Consider the following 26,646-nt stretch of genomic DNA (forward strand, 5'->3'; position numbering starts at 1 on the left):
AGAAGCTATGAAGATCTTGTGGGCGGGGGCGGCGCTGGCGGTCGCATGGTTGTCAGGATGCGCGTCGGTGACGACAGGCGTCAGCGCTTCGGCGGCGCCGGGCGCGCTCGCGGGCACGCGGACCTACGATTTCGCGCGGACGGCCGTGCAGGCCGACAACGCGGACTACCGGCAAGTAGAAACGCTCGTGCGCCGCGAGCTTGCGCAGCGCGGCTTCGACGAAGCGGCCGACGCGCAGGCCCGCTATCGCGTGACGATCGCCTATGCGACGCAGCCGGCATCCGTCGTGCTGACGATGCCGGGTTGCGGCGGCGCGCAGCAACCGGCGTGCGTCGCGGTCGACGGACCAGCGCCGTTCGGACTGCCGTTCGCGGGCACGATCTACCGGCACGTGCTGACGTTGCGTTTCGTCGAGCGCAGCAGCGGCGCCGAGGCGTATCGTGTCTCGGCGGCCGTGCAGGACCGGCGTCCCGACGCGCTGCGGGCGGCGCCCGCGCTCGTGCGCAGCGCGCTTGCGCGCGTGCCGTATACGGACGGGAATGGCTGGCTGGTCGAAACGAAGAAGCGCGACGCGGATGCGATGCCGGGCATCATATCGGTGAAGCCCGCCCGCTCGAACTAAGCGGGGGCGGGCGGTGGCGCGGCAGGCGGGCATGGCCGCCCGCCGCGCTTGACCGGGGTTACGGTTGCTGCGTTTCGCTGCGCGAGCGCAGATACGCTTCGAACTCGGTCTTCACTTCGGGATGGCGCAGCGCGAACTCGACCGTCGCCTTCAGATAGCCGAGCTTGCTGCCGCAGTCGAAGCGGGTGCCGCGGTACTTGTACGCGAGCACCTGCTCGTCGGCGAGGAGCGCCTCGATCGCGTCCGTCAATTGCAGCTCGCCGCCCGCGCCGGGTTTCAACGCGCGCAGGTGATCGAAGATCCGCGGCTTCAGCACGTAGCGGCCGACGACGCCGAGGTTCGACGGCGCGACTTCGGGCGCGGGCTTCTCGACGATCGCCGACATCTTGATGATCGAGTCTTCCCACTCCTTGCCGTCGACGATCCCGTAGGACTTCGTGTCCTCAGGCGGAATCTCTTCGACGCCGATCACCGAGCTGTGATAGTGGTCGAACACGTCGACCATCTGCTTCATCACGGGCGGGTCGCCGTCGAGCAGGTCGTCCGCGAGGATCACGGCGAACGGGTTGTCGGCGACGAGCTTCTCCGCGCACAGCACCGCGTGACCGAGGCCGAGTGCTTCCGGCTGACGCACGTAGAAGCAATCGACATGGCTCGGCTTGATGCTGCGCACGAGCTCGAGCAGCTTTTCCTTGCCGCGCGCTTCGAGCTCCGCCTCGACTTCATACGACTTGTCGAAGTGGTCCTCGATTGCGCGCTTGCTGCGGCCCGTCACGAAGATCATTTCGGTGATGCCCGCTGCAATCGCTTCTTCCACCGCATACTGGATCAACGGTTTGTCGACGACCGGCAGCATTTCCTTCGGGCTCGCCTTCGTGGCGGGCAGGAACCGCGTGCCCAAGCCCGCGACCGGGAAAACCGCCTTGGTGACTTTCAGCATGATTGAACCCTTGTTCCTCGTATTGATTCGGTCGAATCAAATGGTGATTGCAGCATTATAGTGAACGCAAGATTCCTTACGGACTGTTACGACGGCAGGCGGGCAAGCTGCGCGCTCAGTTTCGTCAACGTATTCCGAAACTCCGCGAGCCGCTTTTGCTCTTGTTCAACCACGGCGGGCGGCGCTTTTGCGACGAACGCCTCGTTGCCGAGCTTCGCGTTGCACTTCACGACCTCGCCTTCGAGACGCGCGATCTCCTTCGACAGACGCTCGCGCTCCGCCGCGACGTCGATCTCGACCTTCAGCACCAGCTTGTTGTCGCCGACGATCGCGATCGGCGCGCCGTGCGCTTCTGCGTCGAGCGCCGCTTCGTTCGCGAGGACGCGCACTTCGGACAGGCGCGCGAGCGCCTGGACGTACGGCGCGAACGCCTGCAGCTTCGCGGCGTCGCCGGCTGCGAGGAGCGGCACCTTGGTCGCGGGAGACAGATTCATCTCGCCACGAAGATTACGACATGCATCGACTACGGTCTTCAGTTCGGCCGCCCACTGTTCGGAGGCCTCGTCGAGCTTCTTCGGATCGGCGATCGGATACGCCTGCGTCATCAGCGACGCTTCGCCTTCCGCCGTGCACGCCGGATAGCGGCCGGCGAGCGGCGCGACTTTCTGCCACAGCGCCTCGGTGATGAACGGGACGATCGGATGCGCGAGACGCAACACCGTCTCGAGCACGCGCAGCAGCGTGCGGCGCGTCGCGCGCTGCTGCGCGGGCGCGCCGTTCTGGATCTGCACCTTCGCGAGCTCGAGGTACCAGTCGCAGTACTCGTCCCAGACGAACTTGTAGATCGCGTTCGCGATGTTGTCGAAGCGGTAGTCGGTGAAGCCCTTCGCGATGTCCGCCTCGACGCGCTGCAGGAGCGACACGATCCAGCGGTCCGCCGCCGAGAAGTCGAGATACCCGCCCGGGCCGCAGTCGCCCGCGCCGCACACTTCCGGCTTGTCGAAGCCGCAGTCGTGGCCTTCGCAGTTCATCAGCACGAAGCGGGTTGCGTTCCACAGCTTGTTGCAGAAGTTGCGGTAGCCTTCGCAGCGCGCGAGGTCGAAGTTCACGTTGCGGCCGAGCGTCGCCATCGACGCCATCGTGAAGCGCAGCGCGTCGGTGCCGAACGCCGGGATGCCGTCGGGGAACTCCTTGCGCGTCTTCTTCTCGATCGTCGCGGCCTGCTTCGGATTCATCAGGCCCGTCGTGCGCTTCGCGACGAGCGCGTCGAGACCGATGCCGTCGACGATGTCGATCGGGTCGAGCGTGTTGCCCTTGCTCTTCGACATCTTCTGGCCTTCGGCGTCGCGCACGAGGCCGTGCACGTAGACCGTCTCGAACGGCACCTTGTTCGTGAAGTGCGTCGTCATCATCACCATCCGGGCGACCCAGAAGAAGATGATGTCGAAGCCCGTCACGAGCACCGACGACGGCAGGAAGTGCTTTAGTTCCGGCGTGTCGTTCGGCCAGCCGAGCGACGAGAACGGCACGAGCGCCGACGAGAACCACGTGTCGAGCACGTCGTCGTCGCGCTTGAGCGGGCCCGCGTAGCCCTTCGCGGCGGCCTGCGCGCGCGCGTCGTCCTCGCTGCGCGCGACGAAGATCTCGCCGTTCTCGCCGTACCACGCGGGAATTTGATGGCCCCACCACAGCTGGCGCGAGATGCACCAGTCCTGAATGTTCTCGAGCCACTGGTAGTAGGTGCTCGTCCAGTTTTCCGGCACGAACTTGATCCGGCCGCCGCGCACGACGTCGAGCGACACTTCCGTGATCGACTTGCCCGGATGGAACGTGCCTTCCGGCGCGGGCTTCGTCATCGCGACGAACCACTGATCGGTGAGCATCGGCTCGATCACGACGCCCGTGCGGTCGCCGCGCGGCACCATCAGCTTGTGCGGCTTCACGGATTCGAGGAAGCCTTGCGCGTCGAGTTCGTCGACGATCGCGCGGCGCGCGTCGAAGCGGTCGAGGCCCCGGTATTGCCCGGGCGCGTTGTCGTTGATCTTCGCGTCGAGCGTCAGGATCTCGATCGGCTCGAGCTTGTGGCGCAGGCCGACCTGGTAGTCGTTGAAGTCGTGCGCGGGCGTGACCTTCACGACGCCCGTGCCGAATTCGCGGTCGACGTAGTCGTCGGCGATCACCGGAATCTCGCGATCGCAAAGCGGCAGCTTCACGTGCCGGCCGATCAGTTGCCTGTAGCGCTCGTCTTCCGGATGGACCATCACCGCGACGTCGCCGAGCATCGTCTCGGGGCGCGTCGTCGCGACGGTCAGGTGGCCCGAGCCGTCGGCGAGCGGATACCTGATGTGCCACAGATGGCCGTTTTCCTCTTCGCTCGCGACTTCGAGGTCGGACACGGCGGTAAGCAGCACGGGGTCCCAGTTGACGAGGCGCTTGCCGCGATAGATGAGGCCCTGTTCATAGAGGCGCACGAACACTTCGCGCACGACGTCCGACATCTTGTCGTTCATCGTGAAGTACTCGCGCGACCAGTCGGGCGATGCGCCGAGCCGGCGGATCTGGCCGGTGATCGTCGAGCCGGATTTTTCCTTCCATTCCCATACGCGCTCGACGAATTTCTCGCGGCCGAGGTCGTGCCGCGACACGCCTTGCGCATCGAGCTGGCGCTCGACGACGATCTGCGTCGCGATGCCCGCGTGGTCGGTGCCGGGCAGCCACAGCGTGTTGTGGCCGAGCATCCGGTGGTAGCGCACGAGCCCGTCCATGATCGTCTGATTGAACGCGTGGCCCATGTGCAGCGTGCCCGTCACGTTCGGGGGCGGCAACTGGATCGAGAAGTCCGGCCGGCTCGGGTCGAGCGCGGGAGTGGCATAGCCGCGCTTTTCCCATTCCGGCCCCCATTGGGATTCGATGGTCTGGGGCTCGAAACTCTTCGCAAGCGTGGTGTCGCTCATGGTAGGAAATTCGCCGAAAGATGGGGTGATTGTTGCGGAAACCCTCGATTATAAATGGATGCGCATCGGCCGGGCGGCGCAGGCCGCGCGCGATTTATAATGTCCGGCCTGCGTCCATCCGTTCGACCGCCTTCTCTCCATGCCCGATCTGCTCGCAAACCTGAACCCCGAACAACTCGCCGCCGTCACGTTGCCGAACGAGCCGGCGCTGATCCTCGCCGGGGCGGGCAGCGGCAAGACCCGCGTGCTCATCACGCGGATCGCGTGGCTGATCCGGCATGGCTACGCGTCGCCCGCGACTGTGCTCGCCGTCACGTTCACGAACAAGGCCGCGCGCGAAATGATGGCGCGCCTGTCCGCGATGATGCCGATCGACACGCGCGGCATGTGGATCGGCACGTTCCACGGCCTCTGCAACCGGATGCTGCGCGCGCACTACCGCGACGCGGGCCTGCCGCAGACGTTCCAGATCCTCGACACGGCCGACCAGCTCTCCGCGATCAAGCGGCTGATGAAGGCGGCGAACGTCGACGACGAGAAATATCCGCCGAAGAACGTCCAGTACTTCATCAACAACGCGAAGGAGCAGGGGCTGCGTCCCGACCGGGTCGACGCGACCGACAGCTTCAACCGCAAGTTCGTCGAGCTGTACCAGGCGTACGAGCAGCAGTGCCAGCGCGAGGGCGTCGTCGATTTCCCCGAGCTGCTGCTGCGCTGCCACGAGCTGCTCGCGCACAACCCGCCGCTGCGCGCGCACTACCAGGCGCGCTTCAAGCACATCCTCGTCGATGAGTTCCAGGATACGAACAAGCTGCAGTACGCGTGGCTGAAGCTCCTCGCGGGCGGCCACAACGCGATCTTCGCGGTCGGCGACGACGACCAGTCGATCTATGCGTTTCGCGGCGCGAACGTCGGCAACATGCGCGATTTCGAGAACGAATTCCGCGTGCGCAACCTGATCAAGCTCGAGCAGAACTACCGGTCGCACGGCAACATTCTCGACGCGGCGAATCATCTGATCGCGAACAACGCGCACCGGCTCGGCAAGAACCTGCGCACCGACGCGGGCCACGGCGAGCCGGTGCGCGTCTACGAGGCGGCGACCGACGCGCAGGAAGCGGCGTGGATCGTCGAGGAGATCCGCTCGCTCGTGAATACGGGCCTCGCGCGCAGCGAGGTCGCGGTGCTGTACCGGAGCAACGCACAGTCGCGCTCGATCGAGCACACGCTGATGACGGCGGGCATCCCGTATCGCGTGTACGGCGGCCTGCGCTTCTTCGAGCGGCAGGAAGTGAAGCACGCGCTCGCGTACCTGCGCCTCATCGACAATCCGAGCGACGACACCGCGTTCGCGCGCGTCGTCAACTTCCCGACGCGCGGGATCGGTGCGCGCTCGATCGAGCAGCTGGCCGACGCCGCGCGCCTATACGACTGCTCGATGGCGGCCGCGATTCCGTACGTGACGGGCAAGGCGGGCACGAGCCTCGGCGCGTTCGCGAACCTGATCGCGAAGATGCGCGCGGAAACGGCGCAGATGAGCTTGCCCGAGACGGTCGAGTACGTCGTGCGCGCGAGCGGCCTCGCGGACTTCTATCAGGGCGAGCGCGAAGGGCAGGATCGCCTCGAGAACTTGCAGGAACTGGTGAACGCGGCCACCGCGTTCGTCTCCGAGGAAGGCTACGGGCTCGACACGCCCGCGCGGTCGATTCCGCTGCATGCGCGCGCGAGCGCGGCGCCCGAGCTCGCCGCGGGCGACGCCGATCCGGCCGATGCGGTGCTCGCGCCCGCGAACCTCGCCGATCCCGCGCAGAACCCCGATGCGATGACGCCGCTCGCGGGCTTTTTGTCGCATGCGTCGCTCGAGGCGGGCGACAACCAGGCGCAGGCGGGCCAGGATGCGGTGCAACTGATGACCGTCCACGCAGCGAAGGGGCTCGAGTTCACCGCGGTGTTCATCACCGGGCTCGAGGAAGGCCTGTTCCCGCACGAGAACAGCGCGGTCGAATCCGACGGCCTGGAGGAAGAGCGCCGGCTGATGTACGTCGCGATCACGCGGGCGAAGGAGCGGCTCTACCTGTCGTTCGCGCAGAGCCGGATGCTGCACGGCCAGACCCGCTACAACATCCGCTCGCGCTTCTTCGACGAGCTGCCGCAGCACGTGCTCAAGTGGCTGACGCCGAAGGTCGAAGCGGGCGCCCGCTGGGGCGGTCGATCGGACAACGCAGGCTGGGGCCGCGACTGGTTCGCGCGGCCGGGCGGCGCGCGCGACAGCGTCGTCGACGCGGCGGTGTCCGCGCCGCTGCCCGCGTTTGCGAACCAGCAGCGCGAGGCCGAAAACGGCTTCCGGATCGGCCAGCAGGTGTTCCACACGAAGTTCGGCGAAGGCACGGTGACCGCGCTCGAAGGCAGCGGCGCCGACGCGAAGGCGCAAGTCAAATTCAAGCGGCACGGCGAGAAGTGGCTCGCGCTCGCGGTCGCGAAACTGCAGGCGGTCGAATGATTCAGCAGACGTTTTCGAACCGGCCGCTCGGCATCCTCGCCGCGCTGCCGGAGGAGTTGGGCGACCTCGTCGCCGCGATGCGCGACGACGGCCCGGTCGACACAGTCACGCTCGGCCAGCGCGATTACCACGCCGGCGTTGCGTACGGCGTGCCGTGCGTCGTCACGCTCGCGCGAATCGGCAAGGTCGCGGCCGCCGCGACGGCGAGCGCGCTCATCCATCGCTTCGACGTGCGCGCGGTCGTGTTCACGGGCGTCGCGGGCGGCGTCGCGAGCGACGTGAGCGTCGGCGACGTCGTCGTCGCCGACACGCTGCTGCAGCACGATCTCGACGCGTCGCCGCTCTTTCCGCGCTTCGAGGTGCCGCTCCTCGGCGTCACGCGCTTCGCCGCCGACGCCGCGCTCGCCGCGCAGTTGAAGGCCGCCTGCGCGCGCTTCGTCGAGGACGAGGGCGATGCGCTGAACCTGCGCTTCCGGCTGCGCGGCGCGCGCGTGCGCGCAGGGCTCATCGTCAGCGGCGATCGCTTCGTGTCGAGCGAGCGCGAAGTGACCGCGCTGCGCGACGCGCTGCCGGATGCGCTCGCGGTCGAGATGGAAGGCGCGGCGCTCGCGCAGGTGTGCCACGAGTACGACGTGCCGTGCGCGATCGTCCGGACGATTTCCGATACCGCCGACGATCACGCGAGCGCGTCGTTCACGACCTTCCTGACCGACATCGCCGGCACGTATTCGTCGGGCATTCTGAAGCGCTTTCTCGCCGCGCATGCGAAGGCGGCTTGATTCGATGGCGGGTTGAGCGGCGCGCTGCTGCGGACCGCGCCGGGTAACGGCGGTTCGACGCGCGGCGTGGGCTGGGCGATCGGTTCGGCAGCGGAGCCGCTCGTCGAGGCCGCCGCCACCGCGCGCCATTTCTTTTGACCGGAATCAGGCGGTATCTGCTACCGCCGCGACGCGGTGTTTGCGGCGATTGCGGCCTGCGGCGCTCGCACCGTACGCAGCGCGCAGCGCTACGCGCAGATCCACATCGATTTATCGACAGTCGACGCGGGCGACGCGCAGGCAGCGGCCCCGAATCCGGCTCCGCCTTTCCATCCGTCGCCGATCGCGTCTGTCTCAGGCGGCCCCCGGATTGCGCCGCTCCCTCAAGCAGCCCGCTTGCCGGGCGTCTTCTTGCTCTCGACGTTCGGCAGAAACACCGTCAGCACGCCGATCAGCGGCAGGAACGAACAGACCTTGTAGACGAACGCGATGCTCGTCGCGTCGGCGAGCTGGCCGAGCACCGCCGCGCCGACGCCGCCGAGGCCGAACGAGAGGCCGAAAAAGAGGCCCGCTACCGTCCCGACCTTGCCCGGAATCAGCTCCTGTCCATAGACGATGATCGCCGCGAACGCCGACGCGAGCACGACGCCGATCACGACGGTCAGCACCGTGGTCCAGAACAGGTTGGCGTACGGCAGCATCAGCGTGAACGGCGCGACGCCCAGGATCGACGTCCAGATCACGTACTTGCGCCCGATCCGGTCGCCGACCGGCCCGCCGATGATCGTGCCCGCCGCGACGGCCGCGAGGAACACGAACAGGTGGATCTGCGCGGCCTGTACCGACAGATGGAATTTGTCGATCAGATAGAACGTGAAATAGCTGTTGATGCTGGCGAGATAAAAGTACTTCGAGAACACGAGCATCACGAGCACGCCGACGGCGAGCATGACCTGGCGCCGCGACAGCGTCGGGTGCGCCGTATGCACGGCCTTCTTCTTCGCGGCCGGATGGCGCTGGTACCAGCGGCCGATCTGCACGAGCACGAAGATCGCGACGAGCGCCGCGACCGAGAACCACGCGATGCTGCGCTGGCCGTGCGGGATCACGATGAGCGCGGCGAGCAGCGGCCCGAGCGACGAGCCGGCGTTGCCGCCGACCTGGAACAGCGACTGTGCGAGTCCGTGCTGGCCGCCCGACGCCATCCGCGCGACACGCGACGATTCCGGATGGAACACCGATGAGCCGCAGCCGACGAGCGCCGCCGCGACGAGCAGGAGCGGGAATGTCGGCGCGAACGACATCAGCAGCAGGCCCGCGAGCGTGAAGCCCATGCCGATGGGCAGCGAGTACGGCTGCGGACGCTTGTCCGTGTAGAGGCCGATCACGGGCTGCAGCAGCGACGCGGTGATCTGGTAGGTCAGCGTGATGAGGCCGATCTGCGCGAACGACAGCGCGAACGCCGATTTCAGCATCGGATAGATCGCGAGAATCAACGACTGGATCATGTCGTTGAGCAGATGCGAGAAGCTGATCGCGCCGAGCACTGGATAGACGGTGCGCGAGACGGCGGCAGCCGGCGCGGACGGCGCGGCGGAGCGGGCAACGGACGGACGGTTGTCGAGGCTGGTTTCCATAGGAATGCGAGTGTCTCGGAAGGGGCGCTGCGTGCTCGAAAGGGCACGGCGCGTGTTTTTCTTTGATGCGTCAACGAAGTGTAGTGTGGCTCATCGGCAATGTCCGGCCAATTTTTATCGCAAATCGGACAACTCTGCACGCGACTGTTGCACGCTTTTGTGTGCCGGCCCGCGTGCCCGACGTGTTTAGCGTTTGCGCCGTTGCCGGCCGGGCGCCGCGTGCGGCAAAACGGGTTTCACCCCACTCAAGAAAAAAAAGCGTCTGCCGTAGAGTCAGGCGAGACGTCTCGCGCGAGCGCCGACGGTCACGCCGAAACCGCCTTTTTGGCCGCAGCACAAGAACGGGGATCTATCGATGAAAGGAGTATCGCTGCACGGCAAGCACTTCCTGCCCGACGACTCGACGGGGAGCCAGGGGCGCGCGCCCAAGCCCGGCAAGTCGCGCCGAAGACGCCGCGCATGGTCGGTGAAGACGACGCTGCGCGCCGCGTTCGCCGTGCTGCTCGTGGGCACGCTCGCCGTCGGCCTGTTCTCGCTCGTGCAGATCAGCCGGCTCAACAGCTCGATCAAGTCGGTCTACGATCAGGGGCACGTCGCGAGCCGCGCGGCCGAGGAAGTGCGCGCGTCGGTGCTGCGCGCGAGCCGGGCGCAGAAGATGTTGATCACCGCGACGACCGCGAAGGAGCGCGACGACCTCGGCGCGGACATCGACAAAGGGCTCGCGGCGATCGGCGCCGAGCTCGCGACGCTGCAGCGGCATGCGGACGGCGCGGCCGACGACGCCGCGCGGCTCAAGGCGTTCAGCGCGGCCGTCGCCGCGTGGAGCGGGCATCTGCGCGATTTCGTGAAGCTCGTGCGCGAACAGCCGCTCGATCTGTCTCAGATGAGCTGGCAGGTCGGCTCGCAGGACGTGTCGCTGCTCGTCGAGACGGGCAAGCTCGAGAAGCGCGTCGACGGGCTCGTCGACGCGCGCGGCGACGCGTCGAAGGCGACGCTCGACGCATCGGGCGCGATCTACCGCGAATCGTTCGCGATGCTCGCCGCAATGACGGCCGCGCTCGTCGTGCTCGCGTTCGTGATCGCCGCGTGGGTCGTGCGGCGGCTCGGCGCGCAGCTGGGCGGCGAGCCCGCGTATGCGAAGGAGATCGCGGTCAGCATCTCGCGCGGCGATCTGTCGAACGCGATCCGGCTCGACCGCCGCGACCACGGCAGCATGCTGCACGCGCTGCGCGACATGCAGGAGGGCCTGGCCGGCACCGTGCGCGAGATTTCGGCGAGCGCGGAGGCGATCGCGTCCGCCGCGGGCCAGATCGCGATGGGCAATCTCGATCTGTCGCAGCGCACCGAGCAGCAGGCGGTCGCACTCGAACGGACCGCGACGAGCGTAGGGGAGCTGACGTCGACCGTCCACCAGAATGCGGAAAACGCTCGCCAGGCGAGCGCGCTCGCGGCGAATGCGTCGTCGGTCGCCGAGGCGGGCGGCGCGGTCGTCGGCCGCGTGGTCACGACGATGAACGAGATCGACGAGAGCGCGAAGAGCATCCGCGACATCATCGGCGTGATCGAGAGCATCGCGTTCCAGACCAACATCCTCGCGCTGAACGCGGCCGTCGAGGCGGCGCGCGCGGGCGAGGAAGGGCGGGGTTTCTCGGTCGTCGCGAGCGAGGTGCGCTCGCTCGCGCAGCGCTCGGCGACGGCCGCGAAGGAGATCAAGGCGCTGATCGGCGCGTCGGTCGAGCGGGTCGCGAACGGCGCGGTGCTCGCGCAGGACGCGGGGCGCACGATGGACGAAGTCGTGCGCGCGGTGAAGCGCGTGACCGACATCATGGGCGAGATCTCGGCTGCGTCGAACGAGCAGAGCTCGGGTATCGACGCGATCGAGCGCGCGGTCACGCAGATGGATGCGGGGACGCAGCAGAACGCGGCGCTCGTCGAGGAGGCGGCCGCGGCCGCGCGCGCGCTCGACGAGCAGGCGCAGATGCTGAAGGCGATGGTCGGGCGCTTTCATTTGCCCGCGCACGCGGCGGGTTGAGCGGGTGCGTCTCGGCTCGCTCGCTGTCGCGCGTGCATCGCATCGCGCGGCGGCGGACAGGCCGAGATGCCCTGACGGCTCCGGCGCGAACGCGGCGCTCGACGTCGCGGCGCGCTGCGAAGCGGCGGCGCCGGAGCAAGTCGCCGCCTCCGCTCGCTCGATTGCGCCGTGTCGTGCTCTCCAGTGACGAGGCATGTTGCTGCTCGCCGTCGAATCTTTCCGCCGTGGCTTGCTAGCAAGCGCTCCTGACGCAAGACGGCCGGCGCGCAATCCCGCCTGGCCGTTTTCTCATGCCGCGCGCCGTTTCGCGGACATGCCCGCATTCGAATCGCGACCCACGACCTACGACTTGCGCTTGCCGCCGTCGTCCGGCTCGACGATCACCGTGCACGTCGTGCCGGCCGACAGCACGAGATCCTTCGGCACTTCGTCGATATGGATGCGCACCGGCACGCGCTGCGCGAGCCGCACCCAGTTGAACGTCGGGTTCACGTCGGCGACGAGATCGCGGCTCTGCGGATTGTCGCGGTCGTAGATGCCGCGCGAGATGCTCTCGACGTGGCCTTTCAGCACGCCGCCGCTCATGAGCCGCATCTGCGCCTTCGCGCCGATCTTCACGCGCGGCAGCTTGGTTTCCTCGAAGTAGCCGTAGACCCAGAACGAGTGGCTGTCGACGATCGCGAGCTTCGCCTGGCCGGCCGTCGCGTAGTCGCCCTTGAACACGCTCAGGTTCGTGACGTAGCCGTCGACCGGCGCGACGACGCGCGTGCGCTCGAGATTGAGCTTCGCGGCGTCGAGCGCGGCGATCGCCTGCTGATACTGCGCCTCGGCGCTCGACGCGGTCTGCACCGAGTTCTCGCGGTTTTCCTTCGACACGACGAGCGCGTCGAGGTCCGCGCGGCGCGCGGCGTCGGCGCGGCGCATCTGCAGCTCGGCGCGGCGGGCGGCGACGGCCGCCTGCGCCTGCTCGACCGCGATCTGGTAGTGCGACGGGTCGATCTGCATCACGAGGTCGCCTTTCTTCACGGGCTGGTTGTCGCGCACCGGCAGCTCGACGACCGCGCCCGACACGTCCGGCGCGACGTTGACGATCTCCGCGCGCACGCGGCCGTCGCGGGTCCAGGGCTCGTCCATGTAATGGATCCACAGCGTGCGCCCGATCAGGATCGCGACGATCAGGATGGCGGCTGTCGCGACGAAGCCGAAGAGTTTTCGCAAGAGCATGATTCGATTCATATCAACGGTAGACGGCGAGACTGAGTCCGCCGCAAATGCAGACGAGGAGACTCGCCCGGAACAGCGACGGGTGCCAGACGACGCGGTAGAGGCCCGTATAAGCGAGCAGGCGGTCGATCAGCCAGGTCGCGAACGCGCCGATGACGAACATCAGCACGACGGTCGGCACGTACGCGTCGAGGATGGCGAGGTCGCGCGGCATCATGATGGAGCTCCTTGTTGGGCGGGCGGCACACGCCCGCCGTTGAGCGCGGCGAACGGCGATTCGGGATCGAGCAGCGCGGTGCGCACGAAATGCAGTTGCGATAGGATCCGCTGCATCTGATGACGCTCTTCGCGCGGCGGCGCGAACGTGACGAGCGCCTGCTGGGTCGCGGCGATCGCTTCGACGGCGGCCGCGAGCGCCGCGTCGAAGCGCGCGGGCGTCGGCTTGCCGAACAGCGCGGCGAGCGCGTCGCGCGCCGACTCGATCGCGCGCCGCCACGGCATCGTCGCCGCGTAGCGCGGATCGCGCGGCAGCGTCGCGAGCTCGTGGCGCAAATCGATCACCGCGTTGCCGGTCTCGAGCACCGCGAACATCCAGCGCAACGCGTCGCGCTGCGCGTCGGGCTGGTCGGCCGACAGTCCGTGCGCCTGGAACATCAGATCGCGCGCGCCGCTCTCGAAGCGCGTGCGCAGCCCCGCGAGGCGAGCATGGCACGCAGCGATCGCCTGATGGCGCAGATCGGCGAACAGGCGCTTCTTGAGCCACGGCGCGCTCGGCGGGAACAGCACCGCGAACGCGATCGCCGCAACGATCATCGACAGCACGAGCGCGAGCGCGTCGTTCATGAAGCCGACCGGATCGTAATGCGTGACGTTCTCCGGGCCGGCGAGCGTGCAGAAGAAGATCAGGTAGCCCGCGCCGCAGCCCGCGTACTTCGGCTTGAGCGACAGAAACACGCCGGGCGCGAGGAACGGCGCGAGCGCCGCGCACAGCAGCACGAAGCCGTCGATGTGCGGATAGACGCCGAACATCAGCACGAAGCCCATGACGACCCCGAACGCGGTGCCGATCGCCATCTGCGCGGCCATCTTGGTCGGCTGCGGCGACGACGACGCGAGCGCGCACACGGCCGCCGCGTTCAGCACGAGCATCACGCCGCTCGGCCACGCGCTCTCGATCCAGAACACGCTCAGGAGCAGCATCACGCTCGCGGTGCGGATGCCCGCGATCAGCGCGGCCGTCGCGTTCGTGCGCGGCTCGTAGCGCTCGATCCAGCGCTCGCGCTCGTGCGTGCTCGCGGCGAGCGACGCATAGGTCGCCGCGTACGCGTGCAGATCGGTGATGAAGCGGTACAGCAGCTCGGACGCGGTGTCGAAGTCGAGGAGCGGAAAGCCGGGCTGCGTCTCGTGCTCGGCGCGCGTCGCGCGGACGCGGCGCGGCAGCGCGTCGCGATACGCGAGCAGTTGCTCGGCCGCGCCCGCGGCGTCGGCGGACGTGCGCACGTGCTCGCCGTCCTTCGACAGGAGCGGCGCGATCTCGCGGAAGTACGGCTCGAGCGCGTCGACCGCCTGCGCGCTCGTCGCGTGCAGCCGGTTCATCAGCTGATGCAGCGCGTGGAAGCGGCTCGACGCGGTCATGAACTCGCTGTTGAGGCGCGACAGCCGGCCGCTGCGCATCCGCGTGTCCGGGTTCTCGAACACGGCCATGCTGCGCGCGGACTCGAAGCCGACGACGTCCGCGACGAAGCGCGTATGGACGCTCTCGATCTTCGAACGGTCGAGCGCGCCCGCGAGCGCGGCCGCGACGTAATCGACGAACGCGCCGAAGCGCTGGCGCACCGTCGTGCGCATCTGTTCGCCCGTGTACTGCGGGAAGATCAGCGCGCTCACGATGCCCGCCGACAGGATGCCGACCGAGATCTCGGACACCCGCGTCATCGCGGTCATGAACGCGCCGTCGGGATGCTGCGACGCGGGCAGGCCGATCAGCGCGGCCGTGTAGCCGGCGAGCAGGAATCCGTAGCTGCGGAAGTTGCGATTGCGCGCGGCGCCCGCCGTGCACACGGCGACCCACAGCGCGACCGCGAGGAGGAACAGCACCGGCTGCTGCGGGAACAGGCCGATGAGCGTGAGCGTCGCGGTCAGGCCGACGAACGTGCCGATGAGCCGGTAGAAGCTCTTCGCGAACACCGCACCGCTTTGCGGCTGCATCACGATGAACACGGTCGTCATCGCGGTCTTCGGCGCGGGCAGGTCGAGGACCATCGACACGCCGAGCGCGAGGAACGCGGCGACGAGCGCCTTCGCGAGATAGAGCCATGCGGCGCCGTCGGTGTGCGCCCAGTCGCTCATCGACGCGACGAACGCGGCGCCGGCCGATTGCGGCGGCGGGGTGGAAGCGGGGGAGGCGGCTGGCATGATCGGCTCCTCGGTTAGCGGGCGGCGCGCGTGGCGGACGACGTTGCGGCGTTCGCCGCGGCGGACGTCGGCAAGGATGCGTCCGCGGCGGTCGCAACGATGTCGGTCGCGGTCGCGACGGGGGGCTTCGCCGACGCGCGCGCCGCGATGGCGGCGCGGTTGCCGGCGGACGCAGTCGATGCAGCCGCGCCCGCCGGAGCACGGGCGCCGGTCGAAGTACCCGAAGTACCCGAAGTACCCGAAGTACCCGAAGTACCCGAAGTACCCGAAGCAGCCGAAGCAGCCGAAGCAGCCGAAGCAGCCGAAGCAGCCGCGCCCGCGCGCCGCGCGTTGCCTGCCGGCGCGTCATGCGGCGCGGCGCTCTCGGTTTCGAGCCCGCCGCCGAGCGCGACCATCAGCGATGCCTGCGCGGCGAGCCGAGCGGCTTCGATGCGCGTCTGGTTCTCCTGCGCAGTCAGCAACTGACTCTGCGCGAGCAGCACGTTCACGTAGTCGGTCAGCCCGCGGCTGAAGCCCGCATGCGACAGATCGTACGAGCGCTGCGTGAGCGCGACTGCGCGCGCGGCGTCCTTTTGCTGAGAGTCGAGCGAGTGCAGCCGCACGACGTTGTCGGCGATGTCCTTCAGCGCGCCGACGATCGTCTGGTTGTATTGCTCGACCGCCTCGTCGTAGCCGGCCGACGCGACGCCCAACTGCGCGCGCAGCCGGCCGCCTTCGAAGATCGGCAGCGTGAGCGCGGGGCCTGCGGACCAGCCGCCGTTCATCGCGCGCAGGAACGTCGCGAACGGGGCGCTGACCGCGAAACCGCCGAGCGACGCGATCAGGTCGACGTTCGGATAGAACGCGGCCTTCGCGACGTCGATCCCGCGCGCTTGCGCGCCGACCGTCCAGCGCGCGGCGACGACGTCCGGCCGGCGGCCGATCAGCTCGGCGGGCAGCGCGGACGGCAGGCCGGCGTTCGCGTCGAGCGCGAGCATGGGCCGCGCGAGCGACGCACCCGCGCCCGGTCCCTTGCCCGCGAGCGCTGCGAGCTGGTGGCGGCCGAGCTGAATGGCTTCTTCGTACGAATCGATCTGGCGCGAATAGTCGGGGAGCGGCGCCTCGGCCTGACTCACTTCGAGCTGCGTGCCGATGCCCGCGCGAAGGCGCTTGTGCGCGAGTCCGGCGAGCGCGCGCTGACGCTCGTAGGTCGTGTGCGCGATGTCGAGGAGCGCGTAGTTCTTCGCGAAGTCGATATACGCGCGCACGACGTTCGCTTCGAGCTCGAGCTGCGCGGCACGGGCGTCGGCCGCGCGGGCGCGCGCCGTGTCGAGCGCGCGCTCCGCGTTGTTCTTGTCCTTGCCCCACAGATCGAGGCGGTACGACAGGCTCAGCGTGCCCGTGTTGTTCCAGGTGTCGGCGTCGGCGAGCGGGCCGGGGCCGTAATAGACGTTGTCCGGCCAGTGCTGCCGCATCAGCGACAGGTTGCCGTTGATCTGCGGCAGTTCGTCGGCGTGCGCGATGCGCGCGAGCGACTGCGCCTCGCGCACGCGCGCCTGAGCGGCCGCGAGCGACGGATTGCCGGCAAGCGACGCGGCAATCCATGCGTCGAGTTGCGGATCGCGATATGCGCGCCACCAGTCGGACGCGGGCCAGCCCGCGTCGCGGTCGGCCGCCGCGATCGCTGCGCCCGCGTCGAGCGACGCCGGATCGATCTGCTTTGCTTGCGGCGCAACATCGCCCATGCTCGCGCATCCGGCCATTATTAATGAGATTGCAAGAACCGCGAGTGCAAACGTCCCTTTTGTTGCCGGAGATTGCACGATTTTCTCCCTTTCGGATAAAGATGAGTCGGATGCGATTATATTTTTTTGCGGATTGCCAAATAAACCGACAATGGTGCAACGCATTCTTACGGAAATTGAGACAATATTGTTGAATATTTATGCAACAATCCTTCCGGATTCAATAGGGAAATAGCATGGATACGCTCCAAAACATGCGTGTGTTCGTCCGCGTGGTCGATGCGGGCAGCTTCACGGCGGCGGCGCAGCAGCTCAATTCGACGACGGCATACGCTTCGAGAGCGGTTTCCGATCTCGAAGCGCACCTGCGCACGCGTCTCCTGAACCGGACGACGCGCCGCATCGCGCTCACCGAGGCGGGCGAGCGCTACCTGCAGCGCTGCGAGCAGATCCTCGCGTACGTCGAGCAGGCCGAGGCGGAGGCGAGCGATGCGCACGCGCGCCCGTCCGGCAAGCTGAAGGTGCACTGCATGACGAGCCTCGGCCAGCACTACACGGTGCCCGCGGTATCACGCTATCAGCAGCGCTATCCGGAGGTCCACATCGATCTGACGCTCGCGCAGCGGCTGCCGGACCTGCTCGACGAAGGATTCGACGTGTCGCTCGTCGTCGGGCGCGAGCTGCCCGATTCGGGGCTCGTGTCGCAGCGGCTCGGCGTAACGTTCAGCGTCGTCTGCGCGTCGCGCGGCTACATCGAGAGTCACGGCGCGCCGCAGCGGCCGCAGGATCTCGCGAGTCACGTGTGCCTCGGGATGGTCGCGCCGGGCCTCTACTGGGACGAATGGAAGCTGATGGGGCCGCACGGCGAAGAGAGCGTGACGCTCGCGCCGCCGCCGTTTCGCGTGAACGTCGCGGAGGCGCTCGCGGCCGGCATTCGCGAAGGGATGGGGATCGGCGTGCTGCCGCTCTATTCGGCGATCGCCGGGCTGCGCAACGGCGACTTCGTCCGCGTGATGCCCGAGTACCGGTCGCACGTGATGAACATCTATGCGCTTTACGCGTCGCGCCAATATCTCGACGCAAAGATCCGCACGTGGGTCGACTTCCTGCGCGACGAGCTGCCTTCGATTCTCGAGGCCGACGAAGCGGCGCTCGAGCGCTTCACCGTGCAGACCTGAGGCGGCGCTCTGCGGAATTGACGCATTTTGACGCTGTCGCAACATTTTTTTACGCTCCCGCCGCGCCGGGTTTGTTACTGTCGTTCCATGTATTCGTTTAACGCAATCGACGGATCGGGGAGAAATCGATGAATACGCCTTTGCTGCTGGGTTGCGGCGCGCTCGCGCTGTTCGGCGCAATCGGGATCGCGGCGTCGCGCGAGATGCTGCGCGCGCTCGAAGCGCAACAGCGCCGCGTGCCGGTGCCGGTGCGTGCGCGTACGCGCCGTCCGCATCGGGACGGCCGCCGCACCGTGCTCTGAACGCCTGCGCGGCGTGGCGTTCCGTTTCGCCGCGCGCTCGCGTCACGCGAGCGTGACGATCTTGCCCCATTCGAATGACGGATTTTCCCGCTCGCCGGTGCGCCGGCGGATGTAGCCGCGCGGATTGCAGACGACCCGCGTGCCTTCCGCGGTCGTGTAGTCGAACGACGTATGCGTGTGGCCGTGAATCCATAGCGCGACGGGCGGCCGCACGAGCGCGCTCAGATCGCTGATGAAGCCGGCCGACGCGAGATCGCCGGCGTAGCGCGCGGCGAGGCTCGCGCGGTGCGGCGCGTGGTGCGTGACGACGATCGTCGCGCCCGCCCACGGCTTTTCGAGCTCGCGCTCGAGCCACGCGCGGGCGGTGCAATGCAACGCGAGCGCGTCGCGCGGCGCGAAGCTGCGCGGACCCGGCTCGGCCTCGATGGCTCGGGCCGACGCCTTCCCCGCGGCGCGATGCGCGCGAGCCTTCTCTTCGTCGCCGGCGTCGCTCGGCCAATCCACCTGAATCAAGCCCTTGAAATCGAGCATCACGCGCTCGCACGCGGCGATCGACTGCGCGCGCGCGTCCGCGTCGCTGCCGAACAGCTCGAAATCGCTCCAGAGCGTCGTGCCGAGTACGCGAAAGCGTCCGGCCGGATCGACGTAAGCGGCGTTGTTCAGGTAGTGGACGTGATCGAGCGTCGCGGCGGCATCGCGCATCGCCGCTTCGAGTGCGCCGAACTCGCCGTCGTAGTACTCGTGGTTGCCGGGCACATAGACGACGGGCATGTCCGGATCGAACGTCTCCGCCGCCCAGCGCAAGCCTTCCGCGTGATTGTGGATATCGCCCGCGAGCACGACGAGATCCGCGTGCGCGTATGGGATCGCGTCGGGCTCGTTGCATTCGAGATGCAGGTCGGACAGCACGCGGATCTTCACGGACGGCTCCTTCGTATCACGGCTGGCGGCGTCAGTGCAGCACTTTGCCGGGGTTCATCAGGTTGAGCGGATCGAGCGCCGTCTTCAGCGCGCGCATCAGCCCGATCTCGACGGCCGGCTTGTAGCGCTGCGCGTCGTCGATCTTCAGTTGGCCGATGCCGTGCTCGGCGCTGATCGTCCCGCGATGCTTGTGGACGTTGTCGTAGACGATCCGGTTGATGGGCGCCTGGTGCGCGGCGAGGAACGCCTTCGGATCGCCGCCCTCGGGCATCTGCACGTTGTAGTGCAGGTTGCCGTCGCCGAGGTGGCCGAACGTGACCATCCGCGCGCCGGGCGCGGCCGCCTGGATCGCCGCGTCGGTCTCGTCGATGAAACGCGCGATCGACGAGATCGGCACCGCGATGTCGTGCTTGATGTTGAGCCCTTCGTCCGCCTGCGCGAGCGGGATGTGCTCGCGCAGATCCCAGAACGCGCGCGACTGCGCGAGGTTCTCGGCGACGACCGCGTCCACGACGAGCCCCGCCTCGAATGCCGCTTCCATCATCGTCTCGAAAAGCGCGCGCGCGTGCGTCTCGCTTTCGTTGTCGGACAATTCGAGGAGCACGGTCTGCGGATGCGTCGCGTCGAACGGGTAGCGCAACTGCGGATAGTACTTGCCGACGAGCTTCATGCAGAAGTCGGACATCAGCTCGAAGCCCGTCAGCAACGGGCCGGCGGCGCGTTGCGCGAGCGCGAGGAAATCGAGCGCCGCGTGCGGCGATTCGAGCGCGGCGAGCGCGGTGACCTTCGCGGCGGGGCGCGGATGCAGCTTCATCACCGCGGCCGTGATGATGCCGAGCGTGCCTTCGGCGCCAATGAAGAGATCGCGCAGATCGTAGCCGGTGTTGTCCTTGCGCAGCCCGCGCAGGCCGTCCCAGATCTCGCCTTGCGGTGTGACGACCTCGAGACCGAGGCACAGCTCGCGCGCGTTGCCGTAGCGCAGCACTGCGGTGCCGCCCGCGTTCGTCGCGAGATTGCCGCCGATCGTGCAACTGCCTTCGGCGGCGAGGCTCAGCGCAAAGAGCCGGTCCGCCTCCTGCGCGCGCGCCTGCACGTCGGCGAGGATCACGCCCGCCTCGACGGTGATCGTGTTGTTGTGCGGGTCGAGCGCGCGCACGCGGTTCAGGCGCGAGAGGCTCAGCACCGCCTGTGCGCCGCTCGCATCGGGCGTCGCGCCGCCCGCGAGGCCCGTGTTGCCGCCTTGCGGCACGAGCGCGACGCGGTGCTTGACCGCGAGCTTCACGAGCGCCGCGACCTCTTCGGTGTTCGCGGGCTTGAGCACCGCGCACGCGGCGCCCTGATAGCGGCGGCGCCAGTCGGTCAGGAACGAGGCGGTGTCGTGAGGATCGGTCAGCACGTAGTCGGCGCCGATCGCCTGGCGGCACGCGTCGACGAAAGCGGAAGAGGAAGTCATGGCGTTCGTTCGGAGGTCTGGCAATCGAAAAAATCAGGAACGGGGGCGGCCTGGCACGGACGGACGGTCTTGCGCGTGCTTCACCGCCCGCTTTGTGGCCCGCTGTGTGGCTTGTTTCGCGGCGCGTTTGTACGGCGCGACGTAGGCGAGCGCCGCGCCGAAGCAGCCGAGCGCGAGCGCGGCCTCGAGCCAGCCGAGCCGCGCGGACAGGCCGCCGTCCGTCATGCCGCGCACGATGCCTTCTGCAAGATAAATCAAAATCAGCATCGACGCCCACTGCAGCGTGTAGACGCTGCGCCGCCACACGCCGGGCAGCGCGAGCGCGAGCGGCACGGCCTTCAGGATCAGCGCGGAGCCGCCCGGCCGCAGCGGCGCGAGCCAGGTTTCCCACGCGACGCAAAGCGCGATCAGCGCGACGAGGCAAAGCACGGCCGCGCGCGCGGCGAGCGGCTTCGCCGAGCCGGGCGCGGGCGCGTTCATGCGGACGCGGCGCCGAGCAGCGACGCGGTGCGTGCGAGCCGCGCGCCGAGCGCGTGCGCGAGCGCCTTTTCGTCGGCGGAAATGCGCTCGTGCGCGGCGTCGGCCGCGCGCGCGAAATGAGACGCGCCGTACGGCGTGCCGCCCGTCTGCGTGACGGACAGCGCGGATTCGGTGTAAGGAATTCCGACGATCATCATGCCGTGGTGCAGGAGCGGCAGCATCATCGACAGCAGCGTCGATTCCTGGCCGCCGTGCAGGCTGCCCGTCGACGTGAACACGCAGGCCGGCTTGCCCGCGAGCGTGCCCGACAGCCATTGCGGCGTCGTGCCGTCGAGGAAGTACTTGAGCGGCGCGGCCATGTTGCCGAAGCGAGTGGGCGAGCCGAGCGCGAGACCCGCGCATTCGTCGAGGTCGCGCGGCTCCGCGTACGGCGGGCCGTCGTCGGGGATGTCGGGCTGCGTCGCCTCGCAGACGGCCGACACGGGCGGCACGGTACGGATGCGCGCCTGCATGCCCGGAACGCTGTCGATGCCCGCCGCGATCGCGAGCGCGAGTTCGCGTGTCGCGCCGTGGCGGCTGTAATAGAGGACGAGGATGTCTTTCATAGGCCCCTTGAACGAGCGGCTATTATAGGGGCTGAAGCCGCTGCGAAGGGGCGCGGCTCGACCTCCGCGCAACGCGCGCGGCACGTGCAGCAAAAGGAGAAAGCCGTTGCCGAAGTTGAGCGTCGACCTCGACACCATCAAGCGTCTCGCGCGCTTCGCTGCGAAGCGCAGCGCGGAAGACCGCATCCCGCAGGTCGCGGGCAGTCTCACGTTCACGACGATGCTCGCGCTCGTGCCGCTCGTGACGGTCGCCTTCGCGCTCTTTACCGCGTTTCCGATGTTCGCGTCGTTCCAGAACTCGCTGCAGGGGTTCCTCGCCGATCACCTGATGCCCGCGCAGTTCAACAGCCAGATCTTCAAGTACCTGAACCAGTTCGCGTCGAAGGCGAAGGGGTTGACGACGGCGGGCCTCATCGTGCTCGTCGTCACGGCCGTGATGACGATGATGACGGTCGAATCCGCGTTCAACCTGATCTGGCGCGTGCGCAAGCCGCGGCCATTCGCGCAGCGCGTGCTCGCGTACTGGGCGCTCATCACGCTCGGGCCGCTCCTGTTCGGCGTGAGCCTGTCGATGTCGTCGTATCTGTTCACGAAATCGCTCGCGTTCGCCGGGTCGACGAGCACGCCGCCCATCTTCGAATGGCTGCTGACGGCCGCGTCGCTGCCGCTCACGGTGCTCGCGTTCACGCTGCTCTACGTGTATCTGCCGAACTGCACGGTCGCGTGGCGCGACGCGGCGGTGGGCGGCGTCTGCGCGGCGGTTGCGTTCGAGCTCGCGAAGCGCGGCTTCGGCTACTACGTGCGGCGCATCCCGACCTATACCGCGGTGTATGGCGCGTTCGCGACCGTGCCGATGTTCCTGTTGTGGATGTATCTGAGCTGGTTCGTCACGCTCGCGGGCGCGATGATCGCGTCGGCGCTGCCGGCGATCCGGGTCGGCCAGTTTCACAGAATCCACTATCCGGGCAGCGACCTGCTCGATTCGCTGGAATTACTCGCGCGGCTCGCCGAGGCGCAGGAGGCGGGCAGGCCAGGCTATACGGCCGTGCGGCTCGCGCTGATGGCGCGCTGCGACATGGAAACCGCGCAGCGGCTCCTGTCGACGCTCGAGGAGCGCGAGTGGGTCGCGCGGCTGCAAAGCGGCAGCGACGCCGCGCCGCACTACGTGATGCTCGCGAACCCGGAGCGCCTGACGGTCGCGAATCTGTTCGACGTGCTCGTGATCGACCGGTCGGAACTCGTCTACCAGGCGCAGCGCGGCAAGACGGAGGTCGACTGCGCGGCGCTTCTCGATGCGTTCGCGAGCGAGAAGCTCGATCTGTCGCTCGCGGAGCTGATCGCGCGCCGCAAGACGGGGGCGACGCGGGGCGCGCAGGAGGCGGCGCGGCCGACGTCGGCACGGCCGCCGCGCACCGCCTGACGCGCGGACGAAGCGGACGAAGCGGACGAAGCGGACGAAGCGGACGAAGCGGACGAAGCGGACGAAGCGGACGAAGCGGACGAAGCGGACGAAGCGGACGAAGCGGACGAAGCGGACGAAGCGGACGAAGCGGACGAAGCGGACGAAGCGGACGAAGCGGACGAAGCGGACGAAGCCATTGTCATCACGGCGTCACTTTTGGAAGGGGCGTCGACGAGACGCTCGTGCGACAGCGCACAGAGCGCGGGCCCGCTCGGACGGCGGCCGCGCGACGCCGGGGCGCCGCATCGGCGTGCGGCGCATCATTCGCCCGCCGCCCGCCCAAGCGGGTCAGATCGAAAGCTTGCCGGTGCAGATGTCCTTGAACATCACCCAGTCGCCCATCAGGCTGTAGATCGGGTGCCGGAACGTCGCGGGGCGGTTCTTCTCGAAGAAGAAGTGCCCGATCCACGCGAATCCGTAGCCGCAAACGACGGCGGCGGGCAGCCACCGCCAGAGGCCCGTCGCGAGCGCCATCGCGACGCAGCCGATCACGCCGAGCGAGCCGATGAAGTGCAGCCGCCGCGAGACGATATTGCGGTGCTCGTCAAGATAGAACGGATAGAACTCGGTGAAACTCGAGAAATGCTCGGTATGCGCGGAATGTGCCATGACAGTCTCCTCGGGCGCCGGCGGCAGCCGCGCGGCGCGTCACGGGTTTCATTGTGCGGCGGGGCGTCGCCCGCCGCAACCGGTGCGCTGCCCACCGCCGCGCGCTTTCCTTTTGCGGGGCTTTCCGTTAGGATCGAAAGCCGATTATGCACAAGTTGCAATAGGGGACAACGATGCGCGTCAGCGATATTCTGAAAGTCAAGGGCAATACGCTGTTTACCGTGACGCCCGATATGCCGCTGCGCAATGCGGTCGACACGATGGCGGAACACGACATCGGCTCGCTCGTCGTGATGGAGTATGGCGATCTCGTCGGGATCCTGACGTTCCGCGAGATCATCCTGCGCCTGAAGGCGAACGGCGGCAGCATCGGCGAGGTGCTCGTGCGCACCGTGATGGACGAGCCGCTCACGTGCACGCCGGAGACCGACATCGACGAAGTGCGCCGAATGATGCTCGAGCGGCACGCCCGCTACATGCCGGTGCTCGACAAGCGTGTGCTGATGGGCGTGATCTCGTTCTACGACGTCGCGAAGACGGTCGTCGAGGCGCAGAGCTTCGAGAACCGCATGCTGAAGGCGTACATCCGCGACTGGCCGGAACCCGACAGCGAAGAGCGCAAGCCGCTTGCAAGCTGAGCCCGCGCGCGGCCGCGCGTGCAGGCCGCCGGGCGGCGCATCCGCCCCGGCGATCCCCCTCATTTCTTTGTCCGCCTGCGTGTGCGATCGTGCCGACGCGATGCGCGGGCGCACCCACGCATGAGTGATCCCTCCATTCTTTCGACCGCGCGGCGCGGGAAGCACCACGCCCACCCGTCGCAGTTCGATCTGCTGCGCGAGCGCCGCTTCGCGCCGTTTTTCGCGACGCAGTTCATGGGCGCGCTGAACGACAACGTCTTCAAGATCGGCTTCACGTCGCTCGTCACCTATCAAACGGCGAAATTCAGCGGCATCGATCCGAAAACGGCCGCATTCGTGATCTCGGCGATCTTCATTTTGCCGTTCGTGCTGTTTTCGGCGACGGCGGGGCAGATCGCCGACAAGTACGACAAGGCGCGTCTCACGCGCTTCGTGAAGACCTTCGAGATCGCGCTGATGGCGGTCGGCGCAGCCGGCTTCGTCACGCACAGCGCGCCGCTGCTCTATCTGTGCACGTTCATGATGGGCATGCACTCGACGCTGTTCGGGCCCGTCAAGTATTCGTACCTGCCGCAGCATTTGAACGATCACGAGCTCGTCGGCGGCAACGGACTCGTCGAGATGGGCACGTTCGTCGCGATCCTGATCGGCACAATCGCCGGCGGCGCAGCGGCGGGCATCTCGGGGCGCGGCGAGGTGCTGCTCGCCGTCTGCTGCGTCGGCGTCGCGCTCGTCGGGAGGCTCGCCGCGGCGGGCGTGCCGGTGACGCCCGCGCCGCAGCCGAACCTCTCGATCAACTGGAACCCTTTTTCGGAAACGTGGCGCAACCTGAAGCTCGCGCGCGAGAATCGCACGGTGTTCCTGAGCCTCCTCGGCATTTCGTGGCTGTGGTTCGTCGGCGCGACGTTCCTCACGTCGTTCTTCGGCTTCGCGAAGGACGTGCTGTCGGCGAACCCGGACGTCGTCACCGTGCTGCTCGCGACGTTCTCGTTCGGCATCGGCCTGGGCTCGCTGCTGTGCGAGCGGCTGTCGCGGCGGCGCGTCGAGATCGGGCTCGTGCCGCTCGGCTCGCTCGGCATCAGCGCGTTCGCGATCGAGCTTTATTTCGCGAGCCACGCGCTGCCCGCGCAGACGCATCTGCTGACGGTCGGCGAGTTCCTCGGCCATGCGGCGCACTGGCGGATTCTGGCGGACCTGTTCCTGCTCGCGATGTTCGGCGGCTTCTACAGCGTGCCGCTCTATGCGCTGATCCAGAGCCGCAGCGCGCCGACGCACCGCGCGCGGATCATCGCCGCGAACAACATCCTGAATGCGCTCTTCATGATCGTGTCGGCGCTGATGGCGATGCTGCTCACGAAGGCGGGCGTCAGCATTCCGGGGATCTTCCTCGTGACCGGGCTCCTGAACGTCGTCGTCGCGTCGTACATCTATTCGCTCGTGCCGGAGTTCCTGCTGCGCTTCATCGCGTGGGCGCTCGTGCACACGTTCTACCGGATCCGACTCGTGCACGCGGAGCGGATTCCGGACGACGGCGCCGCGCTCCTCGTCTGCAATCACGTGAGCTATGTCGATGCGCTCGTGCTCGCGGCGGCGAGCCCGCGACCGATCCGCTTCGTGATGGATCACCGGATCTTCAAGACGCGCTTCGCGAACTGGGCGTTCCGCCACGCGAAGGCAATCCCGATCGCGCCGCGCCACGAGGACCCCGCGATGCTCGCGCGCGCGTACGACGCATGCGAGGCCGCGCTGCGCGAAGGCGAGCTCGTCTGCATCTTTCCGGAAGGCAAGCTGACGAAGACGGGCGACATCAACGCGTTCCGCCACGGCGCCACAGAGATCCTGGCGCGTGTGAGCGTGCCTGTCGTGCCGGTGGCGTTGCGCGGGCTGTGGGGCAGCGTGTTCTCGAGGCACGAGGACGCGCGCTGGCCGCGTCCCGTGAAGCGCGGCGTGATGAGCCGTCTCACGCTCGCGGTCGGCGAGCCGATCCCGGCCGCGGCGGCGACGCCCGAGGCGCTGCAGTCCGCCGTGGCCGAGTTGCGCGGCGCGCGGAAGTAAGCGGCGCGCGCGGCGGGCGGCCTTGTCGTGGCGGCCGTCCGTGTTCGAACGCGGCTCGGGCCGGGCGGTGCGTTCCGGTGCTCGCGGTGCCCGCACGGTCGCCCCGCTGTCCGATCGAGAAAGCCCGTTGCATCGCG

General features: G+C 67.9%; 22 protein-coding genes. 10 read left to right on the forward strand and 12 right to left on the reverse strand.

Annotated elements, in window-relative coordinates; all coding sequences use genetic code 11:
- Positions 1 to 7 precede the first annotated feature (7 nt).
- Complete coding sequence (locus tag WS69_RS29490; RefSeq protein WP_059474172.1) at positions 8 to 622, forward strand: DUF4136 domain-containing protein; 615 nt, start codon at positions 8 to 10, stop codon at positions 620 to 622.
- Positions 623 to 680: 58 nt separating this feature from the next.
- Here WS69_RS29490 and galU read toward each other — a convergent pair whose 3' ends face one another.
- Both galU and WS69_RS29500 read right to left on the reverse strand, forming a co-directional pair.
- A complete protein-coding gene (galU, locus tag WS69_RS29495; protein ID WP_059474173.1) occupies positions 681 to 1,562 on the reverse strand; it encodes a UTP--glucose-1-phosphate uridylyltransferase GalU in 882 nt (293 codons plus the stop codon).
- Between the two features lie 86 nt (positions 1,563 to 1,648).
- Positions 1,649 to 4,516, reverse strand: coding sequence for a valine--tRNA ligase (locus WS69_RS29500; protein WP_059474174.1), 2,868 nt, complete (start codon positions 4,514 to 4,516; stop codon positions 1,649 to 1,651).
- A gap of 139 nt (positions 4,517 to 4,655) precedes the next feature.
- Here WS69_RS29500 and WS69_RS29505 point away from each other — a divergent pair, with 139 nt between their 5' ends.
- From WS69_RS29505 to WS69_RS35395, 3 genes are read left to right on the forward strand one after another with little or no spacing between them, the layout of a single operon-like run.
- On the forward strand, positions 4,656 to 7,016 hold the full coding sequence (locus WS69_RS29505) for a UvrD-helicase domain-containing protein (RefSeq protein ID WP_059474175.1): 2,361 nt from the start codon (positions 4,656 to 4,658) through the stop codon (positions 7,014 to 7,016).
- Positions 7,013 to 7,795 (forward strand): 5'-methylthioadenosine/adenosylhomocysteine nucleosidase, encoded by a 783-nt coding sequence (locus tag WS69_RS29510; RefSeq protein WP_059474176.1) that lies wholly within the window; start codon positions 7,013 to 7,015, stop codon positions 7,793 to 7,795. Before WS69_RS29505 ends, WS69_RS29510 begins: the two co-directional genes overlap by 4 nt.
- Before the next feature lie 12 nt (positions 7,796 to 7,807).
- Entirely contained in the window at positions 7,808 to 7,933 is a 126-nt protein-coding gene (locus tag WS69_RS35395) for a hypothetical protein (RefSeq protein WP_257791883.1), read from the forward strand.
- A gap of 224 nt (positions 7,934 to 8,157) precedes the next feature.
- Here WS69_RS35395 and WS69_RS29515 read toward each other — a convergent pair whose 3' ends face one another.
- Positions 8,158 to 9,411: an MFS transporter gene (locus WS69_RS29515; protein WP_059474177.1), complete on the reverse strand. Its 1,254-nt coding sequence runs from the start codon at positions 9,409 to 9,411 to the stop codon at positions 8,158 to 8,160.
- A gap of 355 nt (positions 9,412 to 9,766) precedes the next feature.
- Between WS69_RS29515 and WS69_RS29520 the strand changes: the two genes are divergently transcribed.
- Positions 9,767 to 11,443 (forward strand): methyl-accepting chemotaxis protein, encoded by a 1,677-nt coding sequence (locus WS69_RS29520; protein WP_059474178.1) that lies wholly within the window; start codon positions 9,767 to 9,769, stop codon positions 11,441 to 11,443.
- Positions 11,444 to 11,785: 342 nt separating this feature from the next.
- Here the strand turns inward: WS69_RS29520 and WS69_RS29530 are convergent, their stop codons facing one another.
- The 4 genes from WS69_RS29530 to WS69_RS29545 are packed head-to-tail and all read right to left on the reverse strand — an operon-like array spanning position 11,786 to position 16,884.
- Positions 11,786 to 12,667, reverse strand: a complete 882-nt coding sequence (locus WS69_RS29530; protein WP_059474208.1) for an efflux RND transporter periplasmic adaptor subunit — start codon at positions 12,665 to 12,667, stop codon at positions 11,786 to 11,788.
- Positions 12,668 to 12,680: 13 nt separating this feature from the next.
- On the reverse strand, positions 12,681 to 12,884 hold the full coding sequence (locus WS69_RS29535) for a DUF1656 domain-containing protein (RefSeq protein ID WP_004191885.1): 204 nt from the start codon (positions 12,882 to 12,884) through the stop codon (positions 12,681 to 12,683).
- Positions 12,881 to 15,082, reverse strand: a complete 2,202-nt coding sequence (locus WS69_RS29540) for an FUSC family protein (protein ID WP_059474180.1) — start codon at positions 15,080 to 15,082, stop codon at positions 12,881 to 12,883. Before WS69_RS29540 ends, WS69_RS29535 begins: the two co-directional genes overlap by 4 nt.
- Before the next feature lie 14 nt (positions 15,083 to 15,096).
- Complete coding sequence (locus WS69_RS29545) at positions 15,097 to 16,884, reverse strand: efflux transporter outer membrane subunit (RefSeq protein ID WP_082716602.1); 1,788 nt, start codon at positions 16,882 to 16,884, stop codon at positions 15,097 to 15,099.
- A gap of 158 nt (positions 16,885 to 17,042) precedes the next feature.
- Here WS69_RS29545 and WS69_RS29550 point away from each other — a divergent pair, with 158 nt between their 5' ends.
- Complete coding sequence (locus tag WS69_RS29550) at positions 17,043 to 17,984, forward strand: LysR family transcriptional regulator (protein ID WP_059474182.1); 942 nt, start codon at positions 17,043 to 17,045, stop codon at positions 17,982 to 17,984.
- A 128-nt stretch (positions 17,985 to 18,112) separates the two neighbouring features.
- Entirely contained in the window at positions 18,113 to 18,286 is a 174-nt protein-coding gene (locus WS69_RS34375; protein WP_197419332.1) for a hypothetical protein, read from the forward strand.
- A 42-nt stretch (positions 18,287 to 18,328) separates the two neighbouring features.
- On the opposite strand, the gene WS69_RS29555 is transcribed toward WS69_RS34375, so the two are convergent.
- Genes WS69_RS29555 through wrbA form a run of 4 tightly spaced genes read right to left on the reverse strand, consistent with a single transcriptional unit; the run spans position 18,329 to position 21,745 of the window.
- Positions 18,329 to 19,207: a metallophosphoesterase gene (locus WS69_RS29555; RefSeq protein WP_059474183.1), complete on the reverse strand. Its 879-nt coding sequence runs from the start codon at positions 19,205 to 19,207 to the stop codon at positions 18,329 to 18,331.
- Positions 19,208 to 19,238: 31 nt separating this feature from the next.
- Positions 19,239 to 20,660, reverse strand: a complete 1,422-nt coding sequence (locus WS69_RS29560; RefSeq protein ID WP_059474184.1) for an FAD-binding oxidoreductase — start codon at positions 20,658 to 20,660, stop codon at positions 19,239 to 19,241.
- Positions 20,661 to 20,693: 33 nt separating this feature from the next.
- Complete coding sequence (locus WS69_RS29565; protein WP_059474185.1) at positions 20,694 to 21,140, reverse strand: DUF2069 domain-containing protein; 447 nt, start codon at positions 21,138 to 21,140, stop codon at positions 20,694 to 20,696.
- Positions 21,137 to 21,745 (reverse strand): NAD(P)H:quinone oxidoreductase, encoded by a 609-nt coding sequence (gene wrbA / locus WS69_RS29570; protein ID WP_059474186.1) that lies wholly within the window; start codon positions 21,743 to 21,745, stop codon positions 21,137 to 21,139. The genes WS69_RS29565 and wrbA overlap by 4 nt, the downstream gene beginning before the upstream one ends.
- Before the next feature lie 106 nt (positions 21,746 to 21,851).
- On the opposite strand from wrbA, the gene WS69_RS29575 reads away from it, so the two are divergent.
- Entirely contained in the window at positions 21,852 to 23,165 is a 1,314-nt protein-coding gene (locus tag WS69_RS29575; protein ID WP_059474187.1) for a YihY family inner membrane protein, read from the forward strand.
- A 330-nt stretch (positions 23,166 to 23,495) separates the two neighbouring features.
- Here WS69_RS29575 and WS69_RS29580 read toward each other — a convergent pair whose 3' ends face one another.
- Positions 23,496 to 23,816 carry a DUF962 domain-containing protein gene (locus tag WS69_RS29580; protein WP_059474188.1) on the reverse strand — a complete coding sequence of 107 codons (321 nt, stop codon included), beginning with the start codon at positions 23,814 to 23,816 and terminating at the stop codon, positions 23,496 to 23,498.
- 173 nt (positions 23,817 to 23,989) lie between these two features.
- Here WS69_RS29580 and WS69_RS29585 point away from each other — a divergent pair, with 173 nt between their 5' ends.
- Together WS69_RS29585 and WS69_RS29590 are read left to right on the forward strand one after the other, a co-directional pair.
- Positions 23,990 to 24,454, forward strand: coding sequence for a CBS domain-containing protein (locus WS69_RS29585; RefSeq protein ID WP_059474189.1), 465 nt, complete (start codon positions 23,990 to 23,992; stop codon positions 24,452 to 24,454).
- Positions 24,455 to 24,574: 120 nt separating this feature from the next.
- On the forward strand, positions 24,575 to 26,509 hold the full coding sequence (locus WS69_RS29590; protein WP_059474190.1) for an MFS transporter: 1,935 nt from the start codon (positions 24,575 to 24,577) through the stop codon (positions 26,507 to 26,509).
- Positions 26,510 to 26,646 lie beyond the last annotated feature (137 nt).

Source organism: Burkholderia sp. BDU5 (assembly GCF_001522845.1).
Taxonomy (GTDB): Bacteria; Pseudomonadota; Gammaproteobacteria; order Burkholderiales; family Burkholderiaceae; genus Burkholderia; species Burkholderia mayonis.